The following is a 25,930-nucleotide window of genomic DNA, read 5'->3' as shown; positions in this document are numbered from 1 at the left end:
TCAGCTCCTCTTGTTATCTGGTTCGTTGCCGTGCATATCTAAAGTTCCATCGCACTTTGGATAGTTCATGCACGAAAAGAATGGTTTCTGAAGTTTTGTACCGTCCTTACGTTTGCTGATATAGCGCATCTCGCCACCGCACTTCGGACATTTTGGCTTGAGTAGCATTGGCTTTCCGGCAACCTCGTTAAAGAAGCTCTCACAGCCTTCGCATTTCCAGAAATAGCCGAACTTTCCCTTATGCCGCATGACAAGTCCATTACAGTTAGGACATTTAACCGGCATACATGGTTTACCCCTGGAATCATTGAGGATTAAACCGCAATCGTTGTGCTGACACTTCCAGAATATGCCGAACTTGCCTTTATACTGACGCATAGGATTAGCGCATTTAGGGCATTTTGGAGCGGTCTCTGGATTAAACAGCGGCACCGGCTTACGGTTCAGTTCTTGATAGGTCTGTTTGCAATCTGGATTTGTACACCCGAAGAATAAGCCATTCTTACCTTTAATCAGCCTTAATGGTGCTTTGCATTTTTCACAGAAGAACTTTGGTTCATCCGGGGTATTTGCACTTACAATCTGCTGAATACGGGAAATGACTTCTGAAGACTTACATTTACTGCAAACGCTGTTCAGCCAACTTACAATGCTGTTGATGAATACATCAGAATTAGCACTTGTACCGGCATTCACGATGTTATCAAGCTCCAGCTCCCATAGTGCGGTCATGGTAGGGGACTTAATCTCCTCTGGGAGTATGCTCATGGTTGAGAATGCCTTTGCTGTTGCTTCATAGTGATTTTTCACAACTTCGATCCAGCCGTATTTCTTCAGATTCTCGATAATGGTGGCACGTGACGATTCTGTACCGAGACCCAGCGTCTGATTGAGTATTTTCTTCTGCTCTGCATCAGATACGTATTTGGCTACGTTGGTCATGGCTTCAATAAGTGATGCTTCATCAAAGTGTTTTGGTGCTCTGGTATGTTTTATCTGCATCTGAGGATCATTCACATACCCCTGTTCCCCGGCTTTGACATTAGGAATATTGGCAATTTCAGTGTCTTTATTTTCCTTTGTTGGGGAGTCTTCACTGTCTAATTCCTCATTGTGGAAAATCATTCTGTAGCCGGCTTTAATCAGAGTCTTACCACGGGCAATAAAGTCATAACCTTCGCATTTTGCCTTGATAGTCAGCACGTCATACTGCGCCGGAGCATAGAATTGAGCAATGTAGAAAAGTCTGATGATGTTGTAAATCTTAAATTCATCTGACGATAGGGAAGAGAAGTCCTGCTTTCCTGTGGACGGAATAATCGCATTATGGGCGTGTCCTTCCATCTTCTTGTCACTAAAAGCCCTTGGACACTTTGTAAGATCACATCCGTTTACCATGGGAGCGATTGTAGGATCATTACTCAGCTCCTTGAGGATTGTTTTGGCATCCTCAAACTGTGCCTTTGGTAGGTACTGACAGTCTGCTCTTGGGTAGGTGGTGAGCTTTCTCTCATACAGAGCCTGAGCTATCTCCAGAGTTTTTGATGCCGAGAAACCGAAATGTCTGGCTGCATAAATCTGCAGTCGTGACAGTGAGAAGGGGAGAGGTGGATTCTCATTCTGGACTGTTCTATCTACAGCCGTTAAGGTAATACTCTTATTGTCTATATCACTGATAACTTTTGCTGCAGCCTTTTCATCAAAGAGATGACCTTCGGGATCAAGCTGATCTGCTGCCGGTATCCATTTAACTCTAAACGAGCCGTTCTGCACCATGACATTAGCCTGTACCTCATAAAAATCACGGCTGACAAAGTTCTTTATTGCTTCATCCCTCTGACAGATAAGATTAACCGTAGGAGTGAGGATTCTACCGATATTAACCACCTCGTGGCGTACACCGTTGCTTGAAAGACAGGTGAACAGTCTGGTCATATTAAGCCCCACAATCCAATCAGAACAGGAACGGGCAATCGCTGACTGATACAGACCATGGGTGGCGTTCAAAGGCTCAATGTTGTTAAGAGCCTTGCGGATTGAGGTGGGATCAAGGGCGCTGAGCTTTAATCGGTAGGTTTTGCCACTGTAATTGCAGTAATTAAGTACATTCTGGGCAATAAGCTGACCTTCACGATCATAGTCGGTGGAGACTACAACCTCATCGGCTTTGGTGACAAGAGATGCTGCGGTACGTAACTGCTTTTTTGAACGTATATCCTTCACCGGTAGCCATTCAAACTGAGTTGGTACAAAAGGAAGTGTCTTTACATCCCATACCTTTAAAGCCGGATCATAGTAATCCGGATCAGCTAGAGACAAAAGGTGTCCATGACACCATGTAACCACCTCATCCTCGTTTACTCTGATGTACCCGTCATCGGCAACGTTGCTGCTGTCTAGTACATTCGCAAGATCACGGGCCTGAGAGGCCTTTTCAGCAAGATATACTCTCATCTGTGTACCTCTAGATTTGCTTTAAGTCGCCAAAATCAAATATGTCGTCACGAAGGTCGTTCTGCTCGACATTAACTGCTTTGTTAGCCTTGCTCTTTGCTGCTTTCTTCTTAGGATGATCTTGTGGACAGTCCAGACAGGGAATAACCGGCTCGGACTTTACGACAGGAATCGGTGTATTGGCGAGTTCATGGCCTTTAACGATACGTCCATAAACGGTGTTGGGTAGAACATCATTTGCTGTGGTCCTAACCGAAGCTCTCTCACTTGGTGTTCTGATTCCGTGTCTGGCTAATATATCTGTAGATGGGAGTTTACAGTTGTCTAAAAGTTCGATAGGGAATCTGTTTTTATTTTTTTTAACAAAACGCCAATCAAGTCTGTCCATGTTTCTGCCGTTGGTTCCGTCACAAAGACGCTGCCAGCGACCTAGTTCATAGTAGGAATAGTCTTTGATAGATGCTGTCTTGAATATGTCGTGAACATCGTTTTTTTGGGCTGCGGGGGCATTGTAAGTGTTACGACGCTTTAAATCATAGCGTACATTAGACGGATACTGCTCTGGGTTAAACTGCTCGTTACGCTTAGATAGAGTATGTTTAAACCCTCCTTCTTCAATGGCTGCAGAACGTCTTTCGTCAGCATAGTAGGATAAAGTAAGCTCTCGACTGATTCTGTCTGTCTTGTTTTGGGTTAGCTGTTTTTTGTAGCCTGGATTCCTCTCCAGAGCGTTCTCATAATCTAGGCTGCTATGAAGTGTGCTGTTTGGCTTTGTTGTACATGCTGTGGCCAGCAGGACGACGGATAGTCCTGTGGCTATAAGAGTGATTTTACGGTTAAACATTATCTATTGTCCTTTAAAGTACGAATTATGCTAAGTACATTAAAGACGAATAGACGGTTATTTAAGGTCTGAAATAGGGGAGAGGTTTGGCGAACTGCTGCCTATTTCTTTTTCTTCTTCTTCAGATAATCATAAATATTCTCTTTAAGAATTCTTTCTGTCATCACTTCCATGAACACTTTTGCTGCGAAATCTTCTATGTAGTCTAGTTGTTTTATCTTATCGAGGGTGAAGCACGCACTAATGACAGATGGAAAAATGAGTTTATTCTTTTCGTCAACCATGTATTTCAGATCTAATCTTTCTGTGAAGTAATCAGCGTAAAAGAGCGCAAGTTTAGGGTATTTTCTGCATAGAACACTACATTCTTTATTTGTTAAATGCTCGTAATAGTCACGCTGTTTTTCGTTTGTTATATCCAACAAAATAATAATAAATTGGGTATATGTTTCCGGGAACTGCAATCCTCTCATCGTTAGAAAAAGCTCCATGTACTCTTTCTCGATGTTAAGAAGTTTTTTCTTTGCCATTTGAGGATCGAAGGATTCTGTATCCAAAAAAGAATAAAACTTAACGTCACCGGTTATATCGTTGAGATAAGTCTCAAAACTGCAATATGGTTTCAAATTGACATTATAAGGAGCGGTATTGTCATCTGGCTCATCTTTATTCTCCTTATTTTCATAATTGACTCTGCATATCTGTTCTAAATGTTTCTCTAAATCAAAAGTGCTATTTGGTTTCATGTTTTTTCTCTCAAATTCAATTATCGTTAAGTAAGAATTACGGTTTCTTTTGTTTTAATACTAACCATTTCATGTCTCAGTTATTCTGAGAGTGAAATTTTTAGAAAGGTTTTCTATGCTGATTAGTGAACTACTTACCGATATAGGCGATTTGAAAGACTATAAGATCCACTTTGCAAAGTATGATCAGAAAAAAGAGCCTTTAGACGTTTATCTTGCTGACTTTGATAACGAGTGGAAAGGCTGGAATGCCTGGTCAACCGGTAACAATATCTTTAGTCGCAAGTATATATTCTCCCTCATTAACTTCTATCCTGAAAACAATACATGGCTGTTTGGCGGTATATGGGAAGTAAAATCCTTCAATTGGGAACTTGCAGAGAAAGTTAAGAATAAGCAAGCAGAGCCTTGCTGTCTGTATGAGATTGAACTCTCTCCAAAATACAAAGAGCTTATCGGAAGACTCAAGATTTCCTATGAGCACAAAGACCGTGCTGTTCGTGTCATGATGGAGAAATATTTCCCTAGACTTGAGCTAAAAGAAATACTTGCAGAGCCTTATTCTGAGAAGTCTTTTGCCGGATATAAGAATCTGCATGTGGATTTTGCAAAGATGAAACGTATTGTGACTAAATCCCTTCCAGAATGGAAGAACGCACTGCAGATTAAGGGAATATATCTTCTTACAGACAAGCTTACAAACAGAAGATATGTAGGTCAGGCTGCCGGCGAAGGTGGAATATGGCAACGTTGGAGTGATTACGTAAACACTTACCATGGCGGAAATGTTGGCTTGAAGAAGTATCTATCTGAAAAGGGGCAAGACTATTTCGATAATAACTTCACTTTCACTCTGTTGGAGATAGTTGAATCCAACCTGGAAAACGATATTAACGACAGAGAAACATATTGGAAGAATGTGCTTTTAAGCCGAAATCCAGAGTTTGGGTTTAATGAGAATTGATAGCGTAAAGTAACTGTAATGAAAATGCTTTTAATGAAAACATCGCATTAAAGAATATGGAAACTAATCAAAAACAAATAGCTCCAAACAGTGTGAGAATATGGCTGGACGATGAGAGAGCTGCACCAGATGGATATGTTCACTGTCACAGTGTTAATGAGGCTATCAATCAGATCGAGTTTTACGAACAGAAAAGAGTGACTATTGAACTGCTGGATCTAGATCATGATCTCGGAGACTATGCAAAAGACGGTGGAGACGCAATTAAGCTCATAGATTGGCTTTGTGAAAGAAACACTTTCTACAAGATTGTTCTTCATACCGCTAACCCTGTTGGTAGAGCAAACATGATGCGGACTATTAATAGATATTGGCCAGATAAAGATTAAGAAGTCTAATTGATTAGCAATCAATAAATGTTGTGTTGAGCGTTGAGATTAAAGGAAAACAGACATATAATAAAAACAAGGCAGAGGAATTGGCGTTCCTCCACCTTGCAGTAGTTCTACCTTACCAAACGGCTGTTGACCATAAAAGTAAGAATAGAACAATCACAATAACAATTAAGGATTTCATTTTTGTTTTCCTTAACATTGTTAGAACAACAGTTCTAAACTACTTTAGAGCCATCTCGGCCGATGGCTCTAATGAGTAGATAGAACCACCTAGTCGAATTTCTTCGACATATTCTTATTATATCATATCTATTAAACTTATCATATTGATTTTTAAAGTATTTCTATAACTTTAAAAAAAATAAGCAATTATTTTTGACTTATAAAATACCATTTAATTAATAGTATTAAATTAAAAAATACGTATTTCATATTTAGCTTTTGTCATAGATAAAACTCTTCATTGGAGGTTCAATGTCAAAAGCCTAATGCTTCTAAAACAAACAGCTAATTGAATACTAAGTATCAGCAACTAGAATCCTCTGCTTGTTGGCACACAAGCATTTGAAGTATATAAGGATTTATAAGAATGAATATGAAGTTGTTATCTGTTTTAGCTTTTGGCGGTTTGATTGCTTTAACCGGTTGTGGGGAAGAAAAATCTACTGTTTCAGCAGTAAAGGTTGAGGTTAACAATTGGTACTGTCGTCCTGATCTGCATGGCTTTGGTCTGTACACTGCAGAGCCTTCACACAGAATCAGTATGATGGAAGAACATCATGAAATCGTTGATGGTCAGGAATTCTTTTACAAGTGTAAAGAGCAGAAGTTAGGTTACTTCAGTGACGAATACAAGAATCTTGTAGAGCTTGAACACAGAGACAGACAGGCTGACCACACCTCTGAAAGACTTGCGCTGTTTGCGAAGTGGAGAAAAGAAGCAGGAGTCTAATCTTTCTTCATATATTGTTAATATTTGCCTTATCGGTAGGGGAGAGCTGTTCTCCCTTATAGAAAAAAAGAAAATGTTTGAAGATTATTACAAATACATACGCAAAGAAGACGAAGTTAAAAGCGTAGAGGATATCTGGAAGACCGGAATGGTCTTTTTTAAGATCGATAACATAGATGAAGAAATCGCCACTGCCGAAAAAGAATTAAACATCAGCTTTCCTCCGGAGCTTAAGTCCTTTTATAAAGAATTAGGCTATGGATTCTTAAGACAGAACGAGGATCGTACTTATAACAACTTGTTCTTCCCTCCTACAGAAATCTCCGCCTTTTATACAGGCTTTGATTTCTACGCGACCGATGAGAGACAGGAGTATTATCCTTTTGATGGAGAGAATCTGATTTTCTTTGAAGTAGACAGCGATGTTTTTATGACCATAAAGATGAAAGGGCCTGATGCTGGTTGCATATTCTATTTCGATGACAAAGTGGCATCGTCCATCAAAGAATTTATAGAGAGAATGAAAACTGATTATAACTATTACATGAAGATGTGAGCTAACTATACTAAATTACAGAAAACGAGAAGTGTTAATTACTACTCAAGCTTTAGCTCAGGGATTTCTGGATCTATTTCTTTCTCTTTCTTCGTAGGCTCTGGCACGTTCTTGCCGTGTTTCTTATTTAATGAAGCGACAAGTTTTCTACGTTTACCAGAGGTTTCAGTAATCTGATCTTTCTTTGAAAGACGGGTTTTCTCAAATTCTTCAAGTGAAGTAAAACTCTTTGGGATAATTCCGGCATGGCGGAATATCTTCAAAAGGTCACTTGATAGTAAGTCTAGGTGAGGGGCTTTCTTTTCTAGTTTGACGGAGTTTGGTCTGTTAATAATCCCCAAAGGGTCTAACTCATCAGTAACAGCAAAGATGTGGTTAACAAACTCACTTACGGTAAGACCATAGGCATTGGCAATTCTGTGGTAATTGTCTAGCTCATCCGGAGTACACCAAATAGACAGACGGGAACTTCTCAGATTTCCATCTGCGGAGCTGCGTGGTCTGCCACGACCTCTTTTTGTCTTATCTGGTTCTGTCATTTGCTTTTACCGTGACTATAAATTTGTTTGCACTTCTATTGTATGTGAATTTTAAGAAAGATCAAAACACTACATTCCAAATATCCACCCTTAATCATACAGTTATAGCTCTGCAGATTCGCTATTGTGTACCAACGTATTTAATGTTTGAACAGTATGCTGTAGCCATTTCATGAAACTATTTAATCCCTTTGCCCCTCGAAAACAGGAACAGAAAACAGCAGAAACTGCTGTGGTAAATAAAGCCGTTAATGCTGAAGTAAAAATCTTCAACACCCCCGAAGACATTGAGGGAATGTATGCCTATACTCCCGAAGCTCTGCTGAACTCTCCAGAGATAAAACCTCTTATCGAGAAAATCAAGCTGGCCATGGGCTCACGAACCGAGCTCTTTGACAAATATCTTTATCCTTCAATTGTTCAGGTATCACACTACGTGCAGAAACTCCCCGCCTCAGAAAGTGCAGCGGGTAAACCTTCAAATGTCTTTGGTCATCATATCTCTGTGGGGGGATTACTCCTTCACAGTCTTGAAACTATGTACTTTGCGCTGAATGATTCACGTCTTGCTTTCTTCAACAAGGGAATTCTGCCAAAGGACAGAGATAGAAATCTGGTTGCCTCAAGAATTGCATGTGGTCTATCCGGTCTGCTGCATGACATTGGCAAGCTCAATGATCCGGTTATTGTTACCTACACCGAGGAAAGCGGTCTGAAGACAGAGCATATCTACAAGTGTGTCGAGTCAATTCCGGACTGGCTTTCACGAGTTCACAATCTTCCATTGGAAAAGGTTTACTGTGATGGTCAAAATCAGAATCCACCGGTGTACATTATCAAATCCTGGAAGAAAGGTCGTACCGATAAACACGAGATTATTGCTCCTTTCTTTATCCGCAGTTTTATAACCCGTGGCACGTTAAAACTCATAGCAGACACTTCAGAGCAATTGTTACAGAACTTCATTACTGCTATTGATTGGAGAGTGCTGGCAGCAGATTACACCGGCCCACGTGACAACATCATTTACAACATCTGGTCTGTTGCGGACAAGACTTCCTGTATACGTGACAGTAAACGAGCTACAAAGCTTTATCTAAAGCCCTTAAATTCCAACCAGGAAATCAAACAGATGCTAATAAATTCCTTTAACTCTCTGACTGACACCGGTGAAATCGCTGTTAATCAGGAAGACCAATGCTATATCTTCACTCACGCCTTTGTGAATGGAGGTGAATATCCATTTATCGTCCTCATGCGCTTTGATGACATATCTTTGGGGATGTTTCTTCGGGTAATCAGCAAAGCCTCTGACCTATACAAGGCTGACGTACTGCAAGATCATGAGCCGACTCTTGAGAACATTAAAAAGCTGCTCGAAGAAAGTGATCTGCTGCTGCCTTCAAAGTCAGAGGATGGGCTATATTCCGTCAAAGTCAGACAGGAAACATTTAAAGCCATTGCCTTCAAGCGATTCAAGGACGTTATTATCTTCAACGGTAATCTCTATCGAGCTCAGCAGACAGAATTAACTTCTCTTACCGTGGAGTTTACTGACGGTATCGAGCCGGTATACACCAAAGAAAGTCTGGCTACCAAAGATTTACGCAGTTCTCTGGTTCCTACAAAGGATGAAAAGGCTGCAGATGAGGAGAATTCAAAAACACAAACAAACTTGTCTGACAACTCCGTTAATGCAGAGCCGGTTGCTGGCGATTCAGAAACTATGGTTGGGGAAGGGGAGAGAGAGATTCAGACCGCTCCACAGATTGTGCCTTTTATACCGGTAGCCGATGATTCCTACGATGATCCGACTGTAAATCAGCCTGAGCTTTCAGAGGAAGACGAACAGTCTTTACAGAAATATATCTGTGAAACACCATTTGCTCCGTTTAACAGTGTTGAGCCCGCAATTACTGACAAAGGCTTTATGGCGAACGAGAAAGAACTCTCTGACAAGCTGGCTTTAGAGGAGAGGTATGAGCGTCCTCAGGTATTAGAAGAAGGAGAAATCCGTAATTTTGACCGAGCTATTTACGATCATAAGCTCAAACAGAAAGAGCTTGCCTCAGAACAGAAGAAGGAGGCTCTGCTAATTTCTGATACTGTCACTGAAGATAATGCTGATATTTACCATTCAGAACGTGAGCCTTACTACAACGGCTTAAAGACAGATGTGGTTATGGCAATCAAGGACGTGTGCGAGTCTATAGCAGATGAGAAAGTCGCCCGTAATCTTTCCATTCAGATCTGTAATCGTCTTAACGGTAAAGCCTTTTCCTACATAGACTATATCACCGTAGACAACAAGTATGCCTACGCTGCATTCTGCTGGAATGACAACATTACCAAAGATGCTAATGCCGTGCAGTATATCCGTGGCTTTGACCGCTGCAATCTGTTCCCTCGAAGAATTAACTCCGTGATGAACAATACCCGTGAATACTACTATTTTGAGCACGTGCAGATGATTAAGCGTGTTTCCAGAATCTTCAAGCTGGCCGGGATTAAGCCTATCAAGATCAAGTGTAAAGACCATCCTTACGAAACTCTCGCCAATGGCTTTAATACTCAGGAACTGATTGAGTATATCAAGCACCGCATTATTAATCTCGATAAGAACGAAACTCTGTACGGCTGTGAGTGGAACGGCTATGCCCATGATCCGCTCGGTCGCAGAATATCCAAAGAGGTTATCTATCGCTGTGGTGAGGAATACGGCTCTAAAGGTCTTGGCAAAATTAAAAAGCTGTTATCCATAACCTCACAGATAACACCGCCATACATGATTTTAGACGGGAATGAGCTAGTGGTTGGTTATCAGCGACAGCTCTGTGCTCAGAAGTCAACCGAGATAAAGCCTACCCAGGAGGAGAACGAGCTTTTAGATCTCCCTCTGTGTACCTTCTCAAGCTGAACCTAAACCGTACAACAAGTATTAACCAATTTCCACAATGTGGAAAACACTAAAGAGCAGAATATGAAGTTTAACAACACACCTTTTGAGTTTGAGTCTATCTACCGCCCACTCTATGAGCTACGCATTTCATTCATGTGGGCTGCATGTGGTTCACTGACTCTTTCGAACATTGGATTCTTTGCTACTCTGTCCTACAGAATGGCTCTGCTGCAGGCATCAGTAAGTTTCATCATGTCTGCAGTCTTTTTTGTTAAAGGCTATGACGTGATGAGAATGCAGAATCGACTGTATGGAGCTCCCTTTAAATTTATCCCTTTAAAGGACTTTGCCGAGAAGTCACAGAAATACGTTTGTCAGGACTCCTTTTTTCTGGGTGAAGGTTTTGTCTGGACGCCTGAGCAGACCCAGCGAGCCTATGAGATGCAGAAACTCGATTGGGCTAAGATCAGCTCCTATCATCGTTTCTACGGTATTAAGGAACGTATTAAGCGTTTTAAAAAGGATTACGCCTTTGAATTCAAAAAACTTACAGAGCAGAAAAAGGGGTCCGAGAAAAGCAGAAAAAAGCTTGCCTCCCTACATGCATTAAGTAAGTTTGTCACCAGACTGCCTGACAATCAGGAAATGGGACAGCGCTGGATTCAGGGGCTGGCTGCTAAGGATGAGGAAATAACTATTCCGGCTCATTGGTTAAACGGTCATCTTTTAATCTTAGGTACAACCGGATCGGGCAAGACCAGATTTGCCGACCTTATGATTACTCAATGCATCATGCGTGGTGATCCGGTAGTGATTATTGATCCTAAAGGTGATCTTGAGATGAGAGACAATGCTCATAAAGCCTGCCTTGCGTACCGTGATTACTGTATCTCAAAGGGGATGGACGATCCCGGTGACAGATTTCATTTCTTTCATCCGGCTTTTCCGGAGGAAAGTGTCCGACTTAATCTATTGGCTAACTCAAATCGTGATACTGATATAACCACCCGCATCACCAACCTTATTCCCTCACAAGGCGGATTTGATCCCTTCACTGCCTTTGGCTGGCTATCCATTAACGCGATTATTCAGGCGCAGCTTTACTGCGGAGATAATCCAACCATAAACTCAATCAAGATGCATCTTCTGGACTCCATGGAAAAGCTTACTTCAAAGGCTGTGGATGCGTTCTGTACACGTACCGACCAGCTTGAGATTGAGCTTAAATCCAAACTGAGCCATGCACCTTATCGTGACCTTGTAAATCAGATGCTGGTGAACTTTAAGAAGGTTACTGATGAAATCATTACGAGCTGCAAATGTCAGGTCTTCAATGAGTACTACGCTGACTCAAAGGATGCTACCAACATTGCCTCGCTGGTAAAACTCAGAAACCACCCGAAGGAGCATTTTTCAAAGATGATTAACAACATGCTCCCTCTCATGGATATGCTTACCGTAGGCACTCTTGGCACTATGCTTTCCATGTCTTTGGGAGATGATCCGGATATGGCTAATCCATCTATCAATACCATGGACATTCTGGACAGAAAAGGAGTGCTCTACATTGGCTTAGACTCTCTTTCAGACAAAATGGTGGGTAATGCTATCGGAAGTTTAGCCCTCTCTGACATCGCAGCCTCTGCGGGTGCAATATATAATTACCGCGAAGATAAGAAACCTATAAATATCTTTGTGGACGAGGCTGCCGAGTGCGTTAATGACTCTTTCATTCAGATTTTAAATAAAGGTCGTGGTGCCGGTTTCAGACTCATGGTTGCTACCCAGACAATCTCGGACTTCACCACGGCTCTAGGCTCAAAAGAAAAATGCGAAATGGTGCTGGGCAACATCAATAATGTGCTGGCTTTACGAACTAAAAATCCGACCTCACAGAAATTCCTATCGGACGATCTGCCAAAGACCGCCATTAAGCAGCTTGTTCATACTCAGGGTATCAACTCACTGATAACCAACCCTCTTGAACATGGTTCAACACAGTCTGAACAGTTAAAGGAGACAGAGGCTCCACTGATTTCACCTCAGCTATTTGGTCTGCTGCCAAATCTTGAGTACATAGGAATATTCGCAGGAGGACATATCGTTAAAGGAAAGATTCCATTCATAAAGTCTTCAGTAGAACACCATAAGGAAACTAAAACCGAGAACAACACCGACAGTCGCATTGACGACTTTGAAATTGAAGAAACAGAACAGAAACTGACTCAGAATTTATAAGAAGATTATTATGTACTACATCCTCAACGAACTTGAACAGACTATTATCAGTGAACTTAAAGAGTCACTAGTAAAGCTTGATAGTCCCTATACCGAAAAACTTGATTTACTGCTCCATGAGAACTTTAAAACCGGTGCGGTCATCAAACGCTTTGTACTGCTGCTCTCAACCCATGTAAAAAACAATGAAGGTATTCCCGTCTGTCATGCAATCATCAACACTGTCTTAAAGGAACTTACTTTAAGCAGACCTCGCCTTAACAGCAGCGAAAACCTTAAGAACTTCATCAGCTGTCTGACCAGGGAAACCATTAAAAAGTTTGCTGTCAAAGTCAGAATCAGTGACATGAAGGAATGGAATCTTGAAAACGCTCTTGAAACCGGTGATCTGCTTTCTGTCAGATTCTTAAAGAATATCCGTGGTTCCAGAGTATCTGCATACAGGATTGAAGATCTAAATGGTCTAAGCCTGAATCTCATGCATTATCTGTCTCCTGTAGGACTTGATTTAAAGGAAGAGAACAGGGAGGCTGCTCATAATCCTGAGCTTTTCACGCCTCCCTTTCCCATAGAGCCTAACTTTGTCATTGTCGAGGATTAGCTGATGCAGAAAAATCATTTGTTCCGTAACTGCGCCTTAATATTTGTGTTTGAACTGCTGTTTTTAGTGCTGTTTCTTTCGCCTGAGCATGTGGCAACCACCATGGCAAAGGAAGGTGTAAAGATTGAAACTACTCTGGGAACAGATACTTTAAGGGAGCTTGATAAAAGAACTTCACAGAGTTTCAGTTCACTGTTTCTGGAGTCCGGTCTATATGCCGGTGTGTGGCATACACTAATCCCGACAGAGGATGAGAAAGAGAAATCAGGTGCCTTTAAGAATACCGGTAAGGGACTCTTTAAATGGGCTGAAGATAAGCTTACCGTCTGTATGTTTCTGATGTTTCAGCTGCTTTTCAGAGTACATTTAATGGGGATGTGGCTGCCATCTGCGCTGCTTGTACTTACCGCCTCCGTATACTCGGGCATAAACCTTCGACGCATCAAGCAGGGTAATTTTGCCTTTTCATCTCCAACAGCTCACCGTTCAGCAATCAGAGGAATCATAGTCATGGTTACTCTTCTGCCTCTGTACTTTTTTCTGCCTATGTCGGTGTCTCCTTATCTCTATCCGGTGCTATACCTCATCTGGGCATTTATGATTATGGGCATTATCGCCAACATCGCCAAAAGAATTTAAGCTTTCAAAGGCGGAGCTTTCCGCCTTTGTTCAAAGCATGCCAATCTACCCAAAATCCCCCCTTATTCAGCTCTTATAACAAAGTCGCTGTTGTCAGAATATGCACTAAATATTTTGGTTAACAGGATAAATTATGAGTGAAACACCTATTCAGATCCCGACTCATCAGGATGATCCGCAGTGGATTATCATCTGGCCGATAGATGAGCTGCTGCCGATTGCCATTCTAAGCGGTGTCGGTCTGCTCTTTGAACAGCTTACTATCTGTTTTCTGATTGGTATCGGTATCGCCAAAGCCTACAAGTACGCCAAATCCTCACGTCATAACGGTTTTGTTCTCCATTGGCTCTATGCCCATGGTCTGGCTCTTTCAAGAAGTAAAACCATGCAGAACACCTATTTCCGTAAATTCATTCCACGCTAAAGGACACAAGATTAGATGAATATTAAGAATTGGAAAGCCTCGTACCAGGCTTTAAAAACCGAAGCTGGTCTGTCCCGTATTGCTCTGGCCGGATGTTCTCTGGCTCTGGTTTTACTGTCCTACCATGCCGTAACTAAAACTCAGACTGTGGTAATTCAGCCTTTTGGTCTGCAGAAAAGTGCATGGGTAAGCGAGGACTCATCCTCACAAAGCTATAAAGAGGCATGGGGTCTTTCTCTGGCTCAGATTTTAGGAAATGTCTCCCCGGGCAACCTCGATTTCGTGCAGAAACGCCTGTCTCCACTTTTTCCTTCAAGCATTCATGAGAAGACCATGACCGCTTTAAGAGCACAGGTGATCATGATGAAAACCAACCGTGTGACAACCTCTTTTGATCCCAAAGAAGTGGTGTATGAGAAGTCCACCGATAAGGTCTTTATCTACGGCAATTACATCTCTCAGTCTCCTTCAGTTAAGCCACGCAAGGAAAAGCGCACCTATGAGTTTGTCATCAACATGGAAAGCTATCTGCCACAGGTGGTGCAGATGGATACCTACGCTGACGAGCCTCATACCGAACAGCGACTTGAACAGCTAAAGAAGAAAGAGAAGGAACAGCGTGAAAAGGAAAAGAAGGAGCGAGCATAAATGAAAGGTTTTAAGCTGAAGACACTTGCAGGAACTGTTGTTCTTGCCTCAATAATTCCTGTAATCGCACAGGAGTCCGAAGTTAACGGCTCTAATCCGCTGTTCAGTATTCCAAGTCTTGAGGCTGCTCGACAGAATCACAACAACTCTGTTCCTCAGTCAACTAATTCCAGCACCGAAGTTACCACCAGAACTCTGGTCGACCCCATGCTCGAGAAACTTAAAACCAAACAGGATGAGGATAAGCTCAAGGCTGAGATTGAAAAGCTGAAGCTTGAGAATAAGCGTTTAAAGGACAGACAGGGCGTTGAGCGACAGGAAATCCCTTCTGTACCCGCCTCGGTTTTGACAGAAAACGTTCCTAAATATAACGTCAACGGTGCAGAAATGCCTATGACCGTGGGCTCAACTGACAATGACATTATGGTTAAGCCCGGTGTTAACCAGATTGTGCAGATTGCCGTGGGGCATACCAACCGTATTGTGACACCCTTTGCCCACCCACAGGTAAGCTCTGCATCCCTAACCGGTGGCGAACAGGGCGAGGTTACAGTCAAGGATAACGTGGTTTATGTCTCAACCGCAAAAAACTACCCGTTATCCATGTTCATTACTGAAAAGGGCAACGAGAATCTATCAATCTCTTTAACTCTTGTACCTCGCAAGATCCCATCCCGTGAGATCAATGTGTCTTTCCGTGACTCCAACGTTTCCATGCGCTACGCTTCAGAGGATGCGGAGGCATGGGAGAAGTCACAGCCTTTCCTGTCTGGAAGTAACAAGAACTTAAGAACTATTGCTCTGCAGGGAATTCCCGCAGGCTACAACCTTACCAATCTGCCAAAGGACTATGCCTTACCAAAGTGCCGTGTAGACGGTTTTAAGGTTGATTTTTCACAGGGACAGCTTATAGCCGGCTCAAAGCTTCATTACGTTATCGGCAAGGTTACAAACATTTCCAAAGAGACTCTGGAGTTTAAGGAGAGTGGCTGCGGTGATTATGACGTGGCTGCTGTTGCCTTATACCCAACCAACGTCTTTGAGCCGGGGGAGAGTGCGGAGATTTATGTCATCAAGCACGCCCAGGGACGACAGGAAATCAAACAGGTAAGAGCTTCAGTCTTGGATAAGTAAGGATATTGGGAAATGAGCGATAACTTCAACAGCAAAAGAAAAAGCTTTCTGGATAACCTCCCTCCGGGGCTGCGTAAGGTTGTCTATCTTGGTGTAGCCGGTACGGGTATTGTCACCCTCTGCTATGCCTTAACCTCTGATGTTACTCCGAAGGATAGAAACAACGAGATTAAGAATGTTCTTACTGATAAAAAGACTGACGATTTAGGTATTGAGTCACTGCTTGCTCAAATCAAAATCTCCAACGACAACTTCCGTGAGGTCAAGGGTAAGCTTGAGCGTCAGAGCAAGGAATATCAGCTCATCCGTGATGAGTACAGTAAGAATCAGACCGCTTTAAACAAGATCAATGCCTTAGAGAAGACCTACGGTAAAAGCGTACAGACCTTTGAGACACAGATGAAGGCTCTTTCTGACCGTATTACTGAGCTTTCAAATGAGAACAGCAATCTGCATAAGGAACTTGAGCAGAGTCATAAAGCAGCAAAGAACGCGGATAACAGTGCGAATACAGGAAATGCCGGGGATAACACAGACTTTATTGATAAGCCGGTAAATCTCAATGATCCCAATAAGCTTTTTGCAGAAGCACCAACTCCGGAGCTGGATACCCTTGCTGACGGAGAAGGCGTAACACCGGTTCTGACCACAAGCGTCATCACCGAGGATTTAACCCGTAAAGAGACTAAGCGTGATAAGAAAGAGCCAGAAATCTATATCCCTTCAGGCTCAATTCTTAGAGGAGTGCTCTTAGCCGGTCTGGATGCTCCAACAGGAACTAACGCTAAGAAAGATCCGTTTCCTGTTAATGTCCGTATCCAGAAGGATGCCATTCTGCCTAACGGTTATTCTGCTGATGTTAAAGAGTGTTTTCTGCTCATGTCCGGCTATGGCGAACTCTCCTCTGAAAGAGCTCTGCTGCGTGGTATCAACCTTTCATGTATTAAAGAGGATGGCGGCATTATTGAGGCGAAACTCCCTAGCTATGCTGCAGGCGAAGACGGTAAAGCCGGACTGCGTGGACGACTTGTTTCAAAGACCGGTTCTCTGATCATGAAGACCATGATTGCAGGCTTTGCCTCCGGTATCTCCTCCGCCTTTGATGTGAATATGACTCCAACTATCAACACTTCCTCCAACGGTACTGTGTCATACGAGAAAGTTTACAACAAGGAGGCTCTGCGTGGTGCTGGTGCTAAAGGTGTAGCCAAAGCCTTCGACAAGCTTTCCGACTATTACATGGGCATGGCTGACCAGATGTTCCCGATTATCGAAGTGGATGCGGGTAGAACGATTGATATTGTCGTAACCCAGGGCGCAACACTAACCACTGTCCGTGACAAGGACGGTAATGCGGTAACTCCGGGGGTAATGGATAGCGATACACCAGAGGAAATAACCTCAACAGAGCCACAGGCTTCGCTTGAAGGATAAAATCGCCCCTCTTCAAGGTCAGTAAGAGATTGGCATTCTGAAACAATAACCAAAGAGAAAACAACATCAGGATCAAAAGAGATGAACAGAAATCTGCTGTTTAAGACCATGGGCGCACTTGCGGTCTGTGCACTAATGAATGGCTGTGCCTCATGGTTTGCTGTAGGTGAGACCGAATATACCTGTAAGGGCGTGCCTGCCGGTACTAAGTGCGTCAGCACCTCAAAGGTCTATGAGATGAGTAACAACGGAGAAAATCCTGTAGATAACCTCAACAAGGAGCGTAAGCAGGATAAGACAACCACAACTAACGGAGGTAACAAGAGTGATTTTGTAATCGACAATTTCGTAACACCTAATCTGCCTAATCGTCCGGTGCCGGTCAGAACTCCTGCCGTGGTAATGCGTGTGTGGTATGCGCCATATACAGATGCTGACGGTAATTTCATGGTGCCTGGTTACAGTTACGTTGAAATTGAGCCTAGAAAATGGACTCTGGGTGTCAATCAGCACGGCAATGCAGCAGGTATGACAAGAGTGTTTGAGCCTCTGAAAAACAGTTCCAATTAACCTAAATCAAAAAGGAAAACAAAAATGACATCTTTAAGTAAGTTCGCGACAGATAACAGGAAGGTTATCTCCACTTTGTTTCTAATCGCCTTTGCCTTGGCATTATTCTGTGTTCTAAACAGTGTAAATGCCGGTTCTGAGGGTAAGGAGTTCAGTGAGGTCTATGACAAGATCACCGGCTGGGCCCAGGGAACATTAGGTAAGATTCTTGCTTTAACCTGTATCGTGGTGGGTACTGCCTTCACTATCTCCCGTGGTACTCTGATTTATGCCGTAATCGGTATTGCTATGTGTCTTGTTCTCTACAACGCACCAACCGTAATCGACGGTATTCTTTCAGCCACCGTTCACGCTGACACCGCATTAGAGCCTGTGAAGGCTGTAGTTACCAACGGTCTTTTGAAGTAATTCTCTCCAAAAAGGATAGATAAGCCTGAACTTTATGCTTCAGGCTTTTTTTTATAAGGAATGCCCATGAAATGCTCTTATCTTTCTATTGCCTTATCTTTGGTTCTTGCCACAGCCGTTTATGCTGCTCCGGTGTTTGACGGAACTACCGAGAATCTGAAACCAACCTCTGAGAACAACAAAATCATTACCGTAACCGATGCGGATAACAAGAAGAATAATGTCGAGGTTCTGGATGTAAATAAGTACTTTGACTTTAAGTACAAGAAAAATAAAGAAGGCAAAATCACCGGATTTGAGTTTAATCAGCAGAAGATGAATGAAATGCTCAAGGATATTGCACCTCTCAAGGTGGGCACAATGATGGCTTTTCAGAAAGACTCAAAGCACATGGTTCTCATGTCTGAAAATCAGCGTTTTATCTTTATCGGTCAGCTTTATGACGTGTTCAACGGTATGAGGAAAATCAGCACCGTGGACGAGGTACGCAACTATGCCATGCGTCTTAACTATGAGCAGATGGGAATTGATCCCGACGAGATGAACTCAGTATCCATCGGCCATGGCAAGGATAAGGTGGTTATCTGGGTTGCTCCAACCTCCCCTTATACCAAGAAGATTATGGAAGAGGCTATTGCCTTAGTCCAAAGCGAGGAAGGGGAACGCTATACCTTTTATTTCGTGGTTATCCCGGCGGATACTGCAGAGAGTTTTGATTTAACCAAACGTTTCATGTGCGCCCGTGAAGAGGGGAACAGCAAAATCGGAAATCTGCTTTTGGAGGATGCCCTTGATACCTTGCCAAAGGGGGATTGTCCTTTAAGCAAAGCCTTTGAAAAGACCTTTGTTTACAAGAGTCTTAGTGATGTTGATCTGGTGCCGTTCATCGTTGCTCCGGATGGACGTGTGTCCCGTGGTATGCCGGGCCCTAACCTCAAATTATTCCTTTTGGATGATAAGCCTTCAAAGGGCTTAGATGTAACAGACGGTGAGCAGAAGAAGCTTAAAGTAGAACTTGAAGATCAGATCGTAGACAAGGCACTTGATAACGAGATAGACAATCTCAATCAGAACACAGATTACGATGTACTCTCAAAGACTCCAACTTCATTTGAGGATAAACAGCGTGAGAGCGAGAGGGCAATTGCTGATTTAAAGGCTCAGTACGCTCCAAAGATACAGAAATACAAGGATAAGCTTGCATCAGAAAATCTTACCTACAGCTCTGCAGCTCAAAGAGTTAGAGATGCCCGTAATGCACTCTCTGACAATACCCGTATGGACTATGCCGAGAAAAGCCGACGTATACAGGAGTATGAGGGGAGAATACAAGCCCTTGATGAGAAACATAACCGTAAGGTCGATGACTACAATAAGTCCATTGAAAGACTGCAGAAAGAACTACAGTCACGCATTGATGAGCTAACACAACGATTGGACAATTAAAGGATTACTTTATGTTTTCGCTCAATTCATTATTGTCGCTTTTAGATTCCTCACCACGATCACTCTCTAAGATCAGTCCCACCATAGCCTATGATGAGGAGCATAAGCTTTTCTACAACGATGATAAAACCTTGGGTTTTGGTTTTGTCTGTCAGCCTATTCCGGGCGGTAGTGATGATCTGCAGGCGCAGATTACCTCCCTGTTATCAACCGAAATGCCAAAAGGGTCGATGATGAGCTTTATGCTTTTCAGAAGTCCCGACATAGACAAGCAGTTAGCACAGATGTTTAATCTGCGTTCTGGTCATCAGCATGAACTTCTAACACCTATTTTAAAGGACAGAATCAACTTTCTGCGTTATCACACCCGTAACCGTATCACCTCCAACATGAATAACATCTATTACGACTCCGGTCTTATAGTGGATGTGAAACTCTTTATAACGGTGAAGATACCGGTGAGATCGGGCATTGACCCCTCAATCACTGAGATTGACCGTGTATCCGAGTGCCGTAGCAGAATTGAGTCATCCTTGCGTGAAAGCGGGTTCTGTCCTCAGACCATGGATGCAAGGGCATGGCTTAGAGCCATGAGCACATTGGTTAATTGGTCAGATAACGCATCGTGGAGAAATTCTGTTACTGAGTGGCAAGAGGATATTCCTCTAAACGAACAGTTCTACGACAACGATACTGATCTTGATGATACCGCAAGTCCAAGCCGTACCATGTTCGGTCTGGGCTATACCAATCAGAAGACCAATGATCCCAATGATCACTTTGAAACCTACGTGCAGATGCTCTCACCTAAGACCTATCCTTCGGCCATGTGGTTTGGCAACGCCATTAAGTACATGGGTGATTTCTCCGGTAATGACAAGACGGTAAAGGAGAATTATGCCGTGATTGCCCATGTTTATTTTCCTGATCATGACAATCAGAAAGGTTTTTATGAGAGAAAGCGACAGACTACCGCTAAATTTGCCTATGGCCCGCTGTTCAAGCTGCGTCCGGCGTTGGGTCTTGCCATGAATGATCTTGAGGCGTACACCAAAGATCTTAACGAAGGTGGAAGAGCTTTAAAGATGACTTTATCCATCATGCTGTTTGCGCCAACGCAGAAACGTCTTTTAGCAGCATCCACAGCCATTCAGCAGCAGTTTGAAATAGACAAGTTTAAGATTTTACCCGACAAGTATATTCAGCGTGAGATGTTCACCAACTGTCTGCCGATGTGCGGTGAAATCAAGTTTCTGTTTGGTAATGAGAGCAAGCGAGCTTTGTCAGTCACCAACAAGACCGCAATTGCACTCTTACCTCTGTTCTCCGAATGGAAGGGCACAGGCACAGGTCACGTGGGACTTATCTCCCGTACAGGTCAGCTTATGACGGTTTCTCTGCATGACTCTCAGACCAACAAGAATGCCGTGATAGCAGCCGAAAGTGGCTCGGGTAAATCCTTTTATACCAATGAGCTTTTGACCATGTATATGTCCGAGGGGGCTAAGTGCTGGGTTATCGATATTGGTCGTTCCTATGCCAAGCTCTGCGACTCTTTGAATGGTGAGTTTATCTCCTTTGAGGACTCCAAAAATCCATGTCTTAACATCTTTGAGCTTGTTAAGGACTATCACGAGGAGAACGATATTCTTAAATCTGTGGTTAAGCTTATGATTGCCCCTAACTCCACACTTTCGGATACTCAGTCTTCTGTGCTTGAACGTGTTATGGACGAGGAATGGGCTAAATACGGTAACTCTCTTAATGTCGATCTCATTGAGAAGGCTTTAAAGCTAACTGGTGAAAAGATGTCCGATCAACGTATTCTGGATATGGCAACACAGCTCTATCCTTTTACAACCAGAGGTAGCTTTGGCCGTTACTTCAACGGTCGTAACAATATCTCCTTTAACAAGGATTTTACCGTATTGGAGCTTGAGGAACTGTCCGGAAGACCAGCGTTAAGAAAAGTTATTCTTGCAAATCTGATTTTCCAGATCCAACAGGCGGTTTTCCTCTCACAGGATAAGTCTCAGAAGAAAATCTGCATGATTGATGAGGCATGGGATCTTTTAAAGGAAGGACAGTCAGCTCTATTCGTAGAGCATGCTTATCGAAAGTTCAGAAAATATAACGGCTCGATGATTATCGCTACACAGTCTCTAAACGACCTGTATTCCTCTAATCAGACCGGCAAGGCGATTGCTGAGAACTCCGCTTTCTTTTTCCTTCTGCATCAGAAACCGGAAACCATTGAGCAGGTCAAGCAGGAAAAGCGACTTGATATGTCTGATGGCGGTTATTCCTTCTTAAAGTCAGTACACACCGTAGCCGGTGCTTTCTCTGAGATTTTCGTCAAATCCGGAGCTGGCTCAGGGGTAGGACGACTGATTGTGTCGGACTTTCAGAAACTTCTGTACTCAACCAACCCTGAAGATGTGCAGTTAATCAACGACTATGTAAGGTTCAAGCACCTTAATTACGTGGATGCGATTAACCACGTGCTCATTGATAGGGGACTGTACCACGACTTTACACCTAAATCTGGTCAGAGTCCGTATCTGACACGTGAACAGTATGAGCAGTTCAATTTAAACCGTATGAAACTTGAGGATTTAGGGCTTATAGACAAGCAGCTAAGACTTATGTGTGACACCAGAAAAGCTCTTGAGTCCATGGGCTACGTCTATGACGAGGACGGGAACATTATTTCAAGTCCTTACGACAACGAGGATAACGAAAAGACAGAGGAGAAGATAAATGCGTAACGGGAGCTCTGGAATACTTAGTTCAATTATGTTTCTAATGCTTTTAGGTATGGGGGTAGTGCTCTTTAATCTGCATCAGAATTACAGAAATCTTAAAGCGGTCTACGAAAACAGCCCCCAGATTGTAGCCATTGATTGGAATGCTTTTGTCAGAATGGACTCATTCAAAGATGAAGCAGAACAGGAAAAATACTTTGCTTACGCAAAGGATTATGTAAAGAAACTAACTGAGCATAATTTTTATGTGATAGACGCAAGATACCTCAGTGCTGCTCCTAAAGACAGTCTTATCACCCTAAAGAAAATTAAAGAGCTATATGAAGATAAGCACTAATCCAACCATACTAGGACGTAGGACAACCTGGTTCAAGCTGTGTCTCTGTCTTGCGTTCTCTGTAATCTGCATGGTTATGACCGCCAATATCTTCAGCTCACGCTTTAAATTCTGCGGGGATGGGCGTTTATACAAGTGTCTGCCTTTTACTCTCTACCTTCTGGACAGATGGCAGACAAAGCCGGTAGTAGGCAACTACTATGGCTTTCTTGCAAGGGATACCGTCTTTTTTGATGATGGTGATCTGCTTGCCAAACGCTTTGATGGTCAGTTTTTAGATCATGTGCAGATAGGTCCTAATGAAGATGTGCTTATCAATGGAAAGGCTGTGGTTCATGGACTGCAGCTTGCACCTCGTCTTAACTGCCAACGCTCTGATTTTTACGGTTCTGCAATCATCGAAAAGGACGAATATTTCGCCCTTGGAACAACAGTAGATTCATACGACAGTCGATATTGGGGAACGGTAAATGAGACTCAGATTGTGGGTAGGCTCTATCCTATTTTTTAGCTCTTTGACTGCAGCTTTAGCTCAATCTCTGAGCTCAACTTTATCTGAAAAGGATACCGAGCAGTTTCGTGCGTTAGAGGAACGTGCATTAAAGGGAAGGTTAAACGCACCGGTTTTTGATCTGAGGTTCTCCGATACCCAGAAGGCGAAGCTTGAGTCTTTCAAAAAAGATGCTCAGACCTTAAACAGCCGGGTACAGGATCATGTTGCTGCAAAGGTAGCTAAAATGACCGGTAAAGCCCCACAGTCCATGGGCACTGCTGATATGACCAAAGCTCAGTACAGTACCCTTGTTTTCGCTTCCCTCTCCATGCCCGATAACGATATAAAAGAGCTTTACCGCTCCCTTGCCGGCACAAAGGATACTGCTATTGTCATTCGTGGACTGCCAAAGGGTACGACCACTATAAATGATGCAATCAGAAAAATTCAGCAGATTGCCATTGATATGAAACTCAAAGACGCTCCTTCTGTGGTTATGAATCCTGTCTGGTTTGAGCAGTACCACGTAAGCGTTGTTCCTACCATTGTTAAGCTCAAATCTACAACCGCAATGCAGTCGGTTGACCCGAACAATCTTAAACCTAAAGAGCCACCAAAGGTGGAGGCAAGAGTTGAAGGTGTGCTCTCAACTCTCTGGCTTAATGACAGAATCCGAGAGGGTATGAAAGGGGATTTAGGACGTATGGGCCCGGTGTATGAAATCGGAGAGACTGATATTGTCGCTGAGATGCAAAGTCGAGCTGCAAAGATTGATTGGGATGCCAAAAAGAAAAACGCCTATAACCGTGTCTGGAACAATCTTCCCTTTGAAGAACTTCCTAAAGCCACACAGGATAAGAAACGCCTTGTCGACCCGACTTTTATCCTAAAGCAGGACATTAAAGGGACTGACGGAACTGTAATTGCTGCGAGAGGAACAAAGGTCAATCCTCTGGATTCATGTCCTTTTACAAGGCTTATGGTGGTCTTCAACGGTGATGATGAAAAGGAAATCGAGTTTGTAAGAAGTCATTTAAAGCAGTGGCAAAAACGACTTGGTAAGAAGGATGAACAGACCTTTCTGATACTCACTAAACTCGACCGTCAAAAGGGTTGGAAAGCCTATGAGCAGATTACAAAGACTATGGATGCCAAAATCTATCTGCTACAGAACGATATAAAAAACTCTTTTCAGCTTGAGACCAGCCCATGTCTTGTTTATCAGCAGGGGCGTTATTTTGCGGTTGAAGAATATAAGGTGCAGTAATGATTAGTTTAAGAAAGTCTGTTTTTGCGTGTGTATTAACCACGTTACTTACTGTGTCCTCCGGAACACTTGCTGAAAGTATGCAGGAGATGCGTGATAGTGCCGGTTTGAAGGTAGAGCAGAACGAGAGTCTTGGCGGAGGCGAGCTTAACAGTGGAGTAGGGAATAACACCGGTGATGATCAGCTTGATGATGCGATGAATGCTCGCTGTGTGGACTCGGGACTGCTTTCAAGCAAGATGATTACCAACACCTGCTGGACCTGTATTTTCCCGATTATCATGCTCGGAGCTGCAATCGGTGCGGATAAGGATGAAGCTCCTGCAGACAGAGTTAAACAGGTGGTATGCCTTTGCAACGATACTCTGGGCGTTCCTTATCCTGGGTACACCTATGGTTTCTGGTATCCCTCAAAGCTGATTGAGTTTGTAAGAATGGCGGGGTGTCTATCTGCTCTGGGTGGAGAGACATTAAGTTTTTCTAAACATGGACAGGGGACATGGGAGGTGGATGAGTTTACCGAGGAGGATTCGAATGCAACCTCCGTGCATTACCACTATTACTCTTTCCCAATACTTCTGATCCTCAATATGTTCGCCAAGACCGAGTGCATTAAAGACCATTATGCAGACATTGATTTACTGTATATGTCTGAGGTTGATCCGACCTGGTATGACGATGAAATCTGTTATTTCACCAATCCAGAATCGATTATGGTGGCAAATCCGATAGCTCTTTTAGCCTGTACTCCGGAGGCTCTGTCAGCAACAGCTCTGGGTAAGCCTATTGATTCGCTGTTCTGGTGTGCCGGTTCATGGGGCCCGGTATATCCCTTTACTACCAATATCCATGGCGGTGGCGGTTCTATGCGCCATTCTTCCTTACTCACCACACGTGTTCTTGCAGCTTTGCACCGCCGCTTTTTCCTCAAGAGAACGTATGGCAAGGATGCCATGTGTAAGAGCTCCATGGCGTTTTTTATCCCCAAAACACAGTACAAGATCACCATGATGTACCCCGTCCCGGAGAAAAAGTCTGCCCATGTAATCGGACAGTCAGAGCTATTCTGGGGTACATCAAGAATTGTTCCCGTGACGGGAGAAGATCCGATTTACCTTATCTGGAATTGGAACGACTGCTGCATGAGCATGGTTCAGGGTAGCGCAGGACATTAAGT

Annotated in this window: 24 protein-coding genes; 20 read left to right on the top strand and 4 right to left on the bottom strand. The window is 43.1% G+C overall.

Features of this window, described 5'->3' with window-relative positions:
* From BM308_RS00730 to BM308_RS00720, 3 genes are all read right to left on the bottom strand, one after another.
* Nucleotides 1-2,454: a DNA topoisomerase 3 gene (locus tag BM308_RS00730; protein WP_074942392.1), complete on the bottom strand. Its 2,454-nt coding sequence runs from the start codon at nucleotides 2,452-2,454 to the stop codon at nucleotides 1-3.
* A gap of 10 nt (nucleotides 2,455-2,464) precedes the next feature.
* Complete coding sequence (locus tag BM308_RS00725; RefSeq protein WP_074942391.1) at nucleotides 2,465-3,298, bottom strand: hypothetical protein; 834 nt, start codon at nucleotides 3,296-3,298, stop codon at nucleotides 2,465-2,467.
* A 101-nt stretch (nucleotides 3,299-3,399) separates the two neighbouring features.
* Nucleotides 3,400-4,044 carry a hypothetical protein gene (locus BM308_RS00720; protein ID WP_074942390.1) on the bottom strand — a complete coding sequence of 215 codons (645 nt, stop codon included), beginning with the start codon at nucleotides 4,042-4,044 and terminating at the stop codon, nucleotides 3,400-3,402.
* Nucleotides 4,045-4,159: 115 nt separating this feature from the next.
* On the opposite strand from BM308_RS00720, the gene BM308_RS00715 reads away from it, so the two are divergent.
* The 4 genes from BM308_RS00715 (at nucleotide 4,160) to BM308_RS00695 (ending at nucleotide 6,911) form a co-directional block, all read left to right on the top strand.
* Nucleotides 4,160-5,008 (top strand): GIY-YIG nuclease family protein, encoded by an 849-nt coding sequence (locus tag BM308_RS00715; protein ID WP_074942389.1) that lies wholly within the window; start codon nucleotides 4,160-4,162, stop codon nucleotides 5,006-5,008.
* A 56-nt stretch (nucleotides 5,009-5,064) separates the two neighbouring features.
* A complete protein-coding gene (locus tag BM308_RS00710; RefSeq protein ID WP_074942388.1) occupies nucleotides 5,065-5,397 on the top strand; it encodes a cyclic-phosphate processing receiver domain-containing protein in 333 nt (110 codons plus the stop codon).
* A gap of 595 nt (nucleotides 5,398-5,992) precedes the next feature.
* Entirely contained in the window at nucleotides 5,993-6,355 is a 363-nt protein-coding gene (locus BM308_RS00700) for a hypothetical protein (RefSeq protein ID WP_074942386.1), read from the top strand.
* Nucleotides 6,356-6,428: 73 nt separating this feature from the next.
* Nucleotides 6,429-6,911 carry an SMI1/KNR4 family protein gene (locus tag BM308_RS00695; protein ID WP_074942385.1) on the top strand — a complete coding sequence of 161 codons (483 nt, stop codon included), beginning with the start codon at nucleotides 6,429-6,431 and terminating at the stop codon, nucleotides 6,909-6,911.
* 41 nt (nucleotides 6,912-6,952) lie between these two features.
* Here the strand turns inward: BM308_RS00695 and BM308_RS00690 are convergent, their stop codons facing one another.
* Complete coding sequence (locus BM308_RS00690; protein WP_074942384.1) at nucleotides 6,953-7,450, bottom strand: hypothetical protein; 498 nt, start codon at nucleotides 7,448-7,450, stop codon at nucleotides 6,953-6,955.
* Between the two features lie 172 nt (nucleotides 7,451-7,622).
* Here BM308_RS00690 and BM308_RS00685 point away from each other — a divergent pair, with 172 nt between their 5' ends.
* The 16 genes from BM308_RS00685 (at nucleotide 7,623) to BM308_RS00610 (ending at nucleotide 25,928) form a co-directional block, all read left to right on the top strand.
* Entirely contained in the window at nucleotides 7,623-10,367 is a 2,745-nt protein-coding gene (locus tag BM308_RS00685; RefSeq protein ID WP_074942383.1) for a TraI domain-containing protein, read from the top strand.
* Nucleotides 10,368-10,430: 63 nt separating this feature from the next.
* Nucleotides 10,431-12,587, top strand: a complete 2,157-nt coding sequence (traD, locus tag BM308_RS00680) for a conjugative transfer system coupling protein TraD (protein ID WP_074942382.1) — start codon at nucleotides 10,431-10,433, stop codon at nucleotides 12,585-12,587.
* Nucleotides 12,588-12,597: 10 nt separating this feature from the next.
* The gene (locus BM308_RS00675; protein WP_074942381.1) at nucleotides 12,598-13,188 is read left to right on the top strand and encodes a hypothetical protein; all 591 of its coding nucleotides are present in this window, start codon (nucleotides 12,598-12,600) and stop codon (nucleotides 13,186-13,188) included.
* A gap of 3 nt (nucleotides 13,189-13,191) precedes the next feature.
* Complete coding sequence (locus BM308_RS00670) at nucleotides 13,192-13,827, top strand: IncC plasmid conjugative DNA transfer DtrJ family protein (RefSeq protein ID WP_074942380.1); 636 nt, start codon at nucleotides 13,192-13,194, stop codon at nucleotides 13,825-13,827.
* Between the two features lie 133 nt (nucleotides 13,828-13,960).
* Nucleotides 13,961-14,251, top strand: a complete 291-nt coding sequence (traL, locus tag BM308_RS00665) for a type IV conjugative transfer system protein TraL (protein WP_074942379.1) — start codon at nucleotides 13,961-13,963, stop codon at nucleotides 14,249-14,251.
* 15 nt (nucleotides 14,252-14,266) lie between these two features.
* On the top strand, nucleotides 14,267-14,899 hold the full coding sequence (locus tag BM308_RS00660) for a TraE/TraK family type IV conjugative transfer system protein (protein WP_074942378.1): 633 nt from the start codon (nucleotides 14,267-14,269) through the stop codon (nucleotides 14,897-14,899).
* Complete coding sequence (locus tag BM308_RS00655) at nucleotides 14,900-16,033, top strand: TraK domain-containing protein (protein ID WP_074942377.1); 1,134 nt, start codon at nucleotides 14,900-14,902, stop codon at nucleotides 16,031-16,033. It abuts the gene before it with no gap.
* Nucleotides 16,034-16,045: 12 nt separating this feature from the next.
* On the top strand, nucleotides 16,046-17,467 hold the full coding sequence (locus tag BM308_RS00650) for a TraB/VirB10 family protein (protein WP_074942376.1): 1,422 nt from the start codon (nucleotides 16,046-16,048) through the stop codon (nucleotides 17,465-17,467).
* Nucleotides 17,468-17,548: 81 nt separating this feature from the next.
* The gene (locus BM308_RS00645; RefSeq protein ID WP_074942375.1) at nucleotides 17,549-18,037 is read left to right on the top strand and encodes a TraV family lipoprotein; all 489 of its coding nucleotides are present in this window, start codon (nucleotides 17,549-17,551) and stop codon (nucleotides 18,035-18,037) included.
* Between the two features lie 24 nt (nucleotides 18,038-18,061).
* On the top strand, nucleotides 18,062-18,445 hold the full coding sequence (gene traA, locus BM308_RS00640) for a TraA family conjugative transfer protein (protein ID WP_074942374.1): 384 nt from the start codon (nucleotides 18,062-18,064) through the stop codon (nucleotides 18,443-18,445).
* 66 nt (nucleotides 18,446-18,511) lie between these two features.
* On the top strand, nucleotides 18,512-19,891 hold the full coding sequence (locus tag BM308_RS00635; RefSeq protein ID WP_074942373.1) for a hypothetical protein: 1,380 nt from the start codon (nucleotides 18,512-18,514) through the stop codon (nucleotides 19,889-19,891).
* 11 nt (nucleotides 19,892-19,902) lie between these two features.
* On the top strand, nucleotides 19,903-22,659 hold the full coding sequence (gene traC / locus BM308_RS00630; RefSeq protein WP_074942372.1) for a type IV secretion system protein TraC: 2,757 nt from the start codon (nucleotides 19,903-19,905) through the stop codon (nucleotides 22,657-22,659).
* On the top strand, nucleotides 22,652-22,993 hold the full coding sequence (locus BM308_RS00625) for a hypothetical protein (protein WP_074942371.1): 342 nt from the start codon (nucleotides 22,652-22,654) through the stop codon (nucleotides 22,991-22,993). The genes traC and BM308_RS00625 overlap by 8 nt, the downstream gene beginning before the upstream one ends.
* Nucleotides 22,977-23,504 carry a S26 family signal peptidase gene (locus BM308_RS00620; RefSeq protein ID WP_074942370.1) on the top strand — a complete coding sequence of 176 codons (528 nt, stop codon included), beginning with the start codon at nucleotides 22,977-22,979 and terminating at the stop codon, nucleotides 23,502-23,504. The genes BM308_RS00625 and BM308_RS00620 overlap by 17 nt, the downstream gene beginning before the upstream one ends.
* Nucleotides 23,464-24,753: a TrbC family F-type conjugative pilus assembly protein gene (locus BM308_RS00615; protein ID WP_083425376.1), complete on the top strand. Its 1,290-nt coding sequence runs from the start codon at nucleotides 23,464-23,466 to the stop codon at nucleotides 24,751-24,753. Before BM308_RS00620 ends, BM308_RS00615 begins: the two co-directional genes overlap by 41 nt.
* Entirely contained in the window at nucleotides 24,753-25,928 is a 1,176-nt protein-coding gene (locus BM308_RS00610) for a TraU family protein (protein ID WP_074942368.1), read from the top strand. The genes BM308_RS00615 and BM308_RS00610 overlap by 1 nt, the downstream gene beginning before the upstream one ends.
* Nucleotides 25,929-25,930 lie beyond the last annotated feature (2 nt).

The organism is Succinivibrio dextrinosolvens (assembly GCF_900116345.1).
Classification (GTDB): Bacteria; Pseudomonadota; Gammaproteobacteria; order Enterobacterales; family Succinivibrionaceae; genus Succinivibrio; species Succinivibrio dextrinosolvens_B.
The sequence above is the reverse complement of the archived record's forward strand: the minus strand, read 5'-3'. Positions and strand labels throughout refer to the sequence as shown.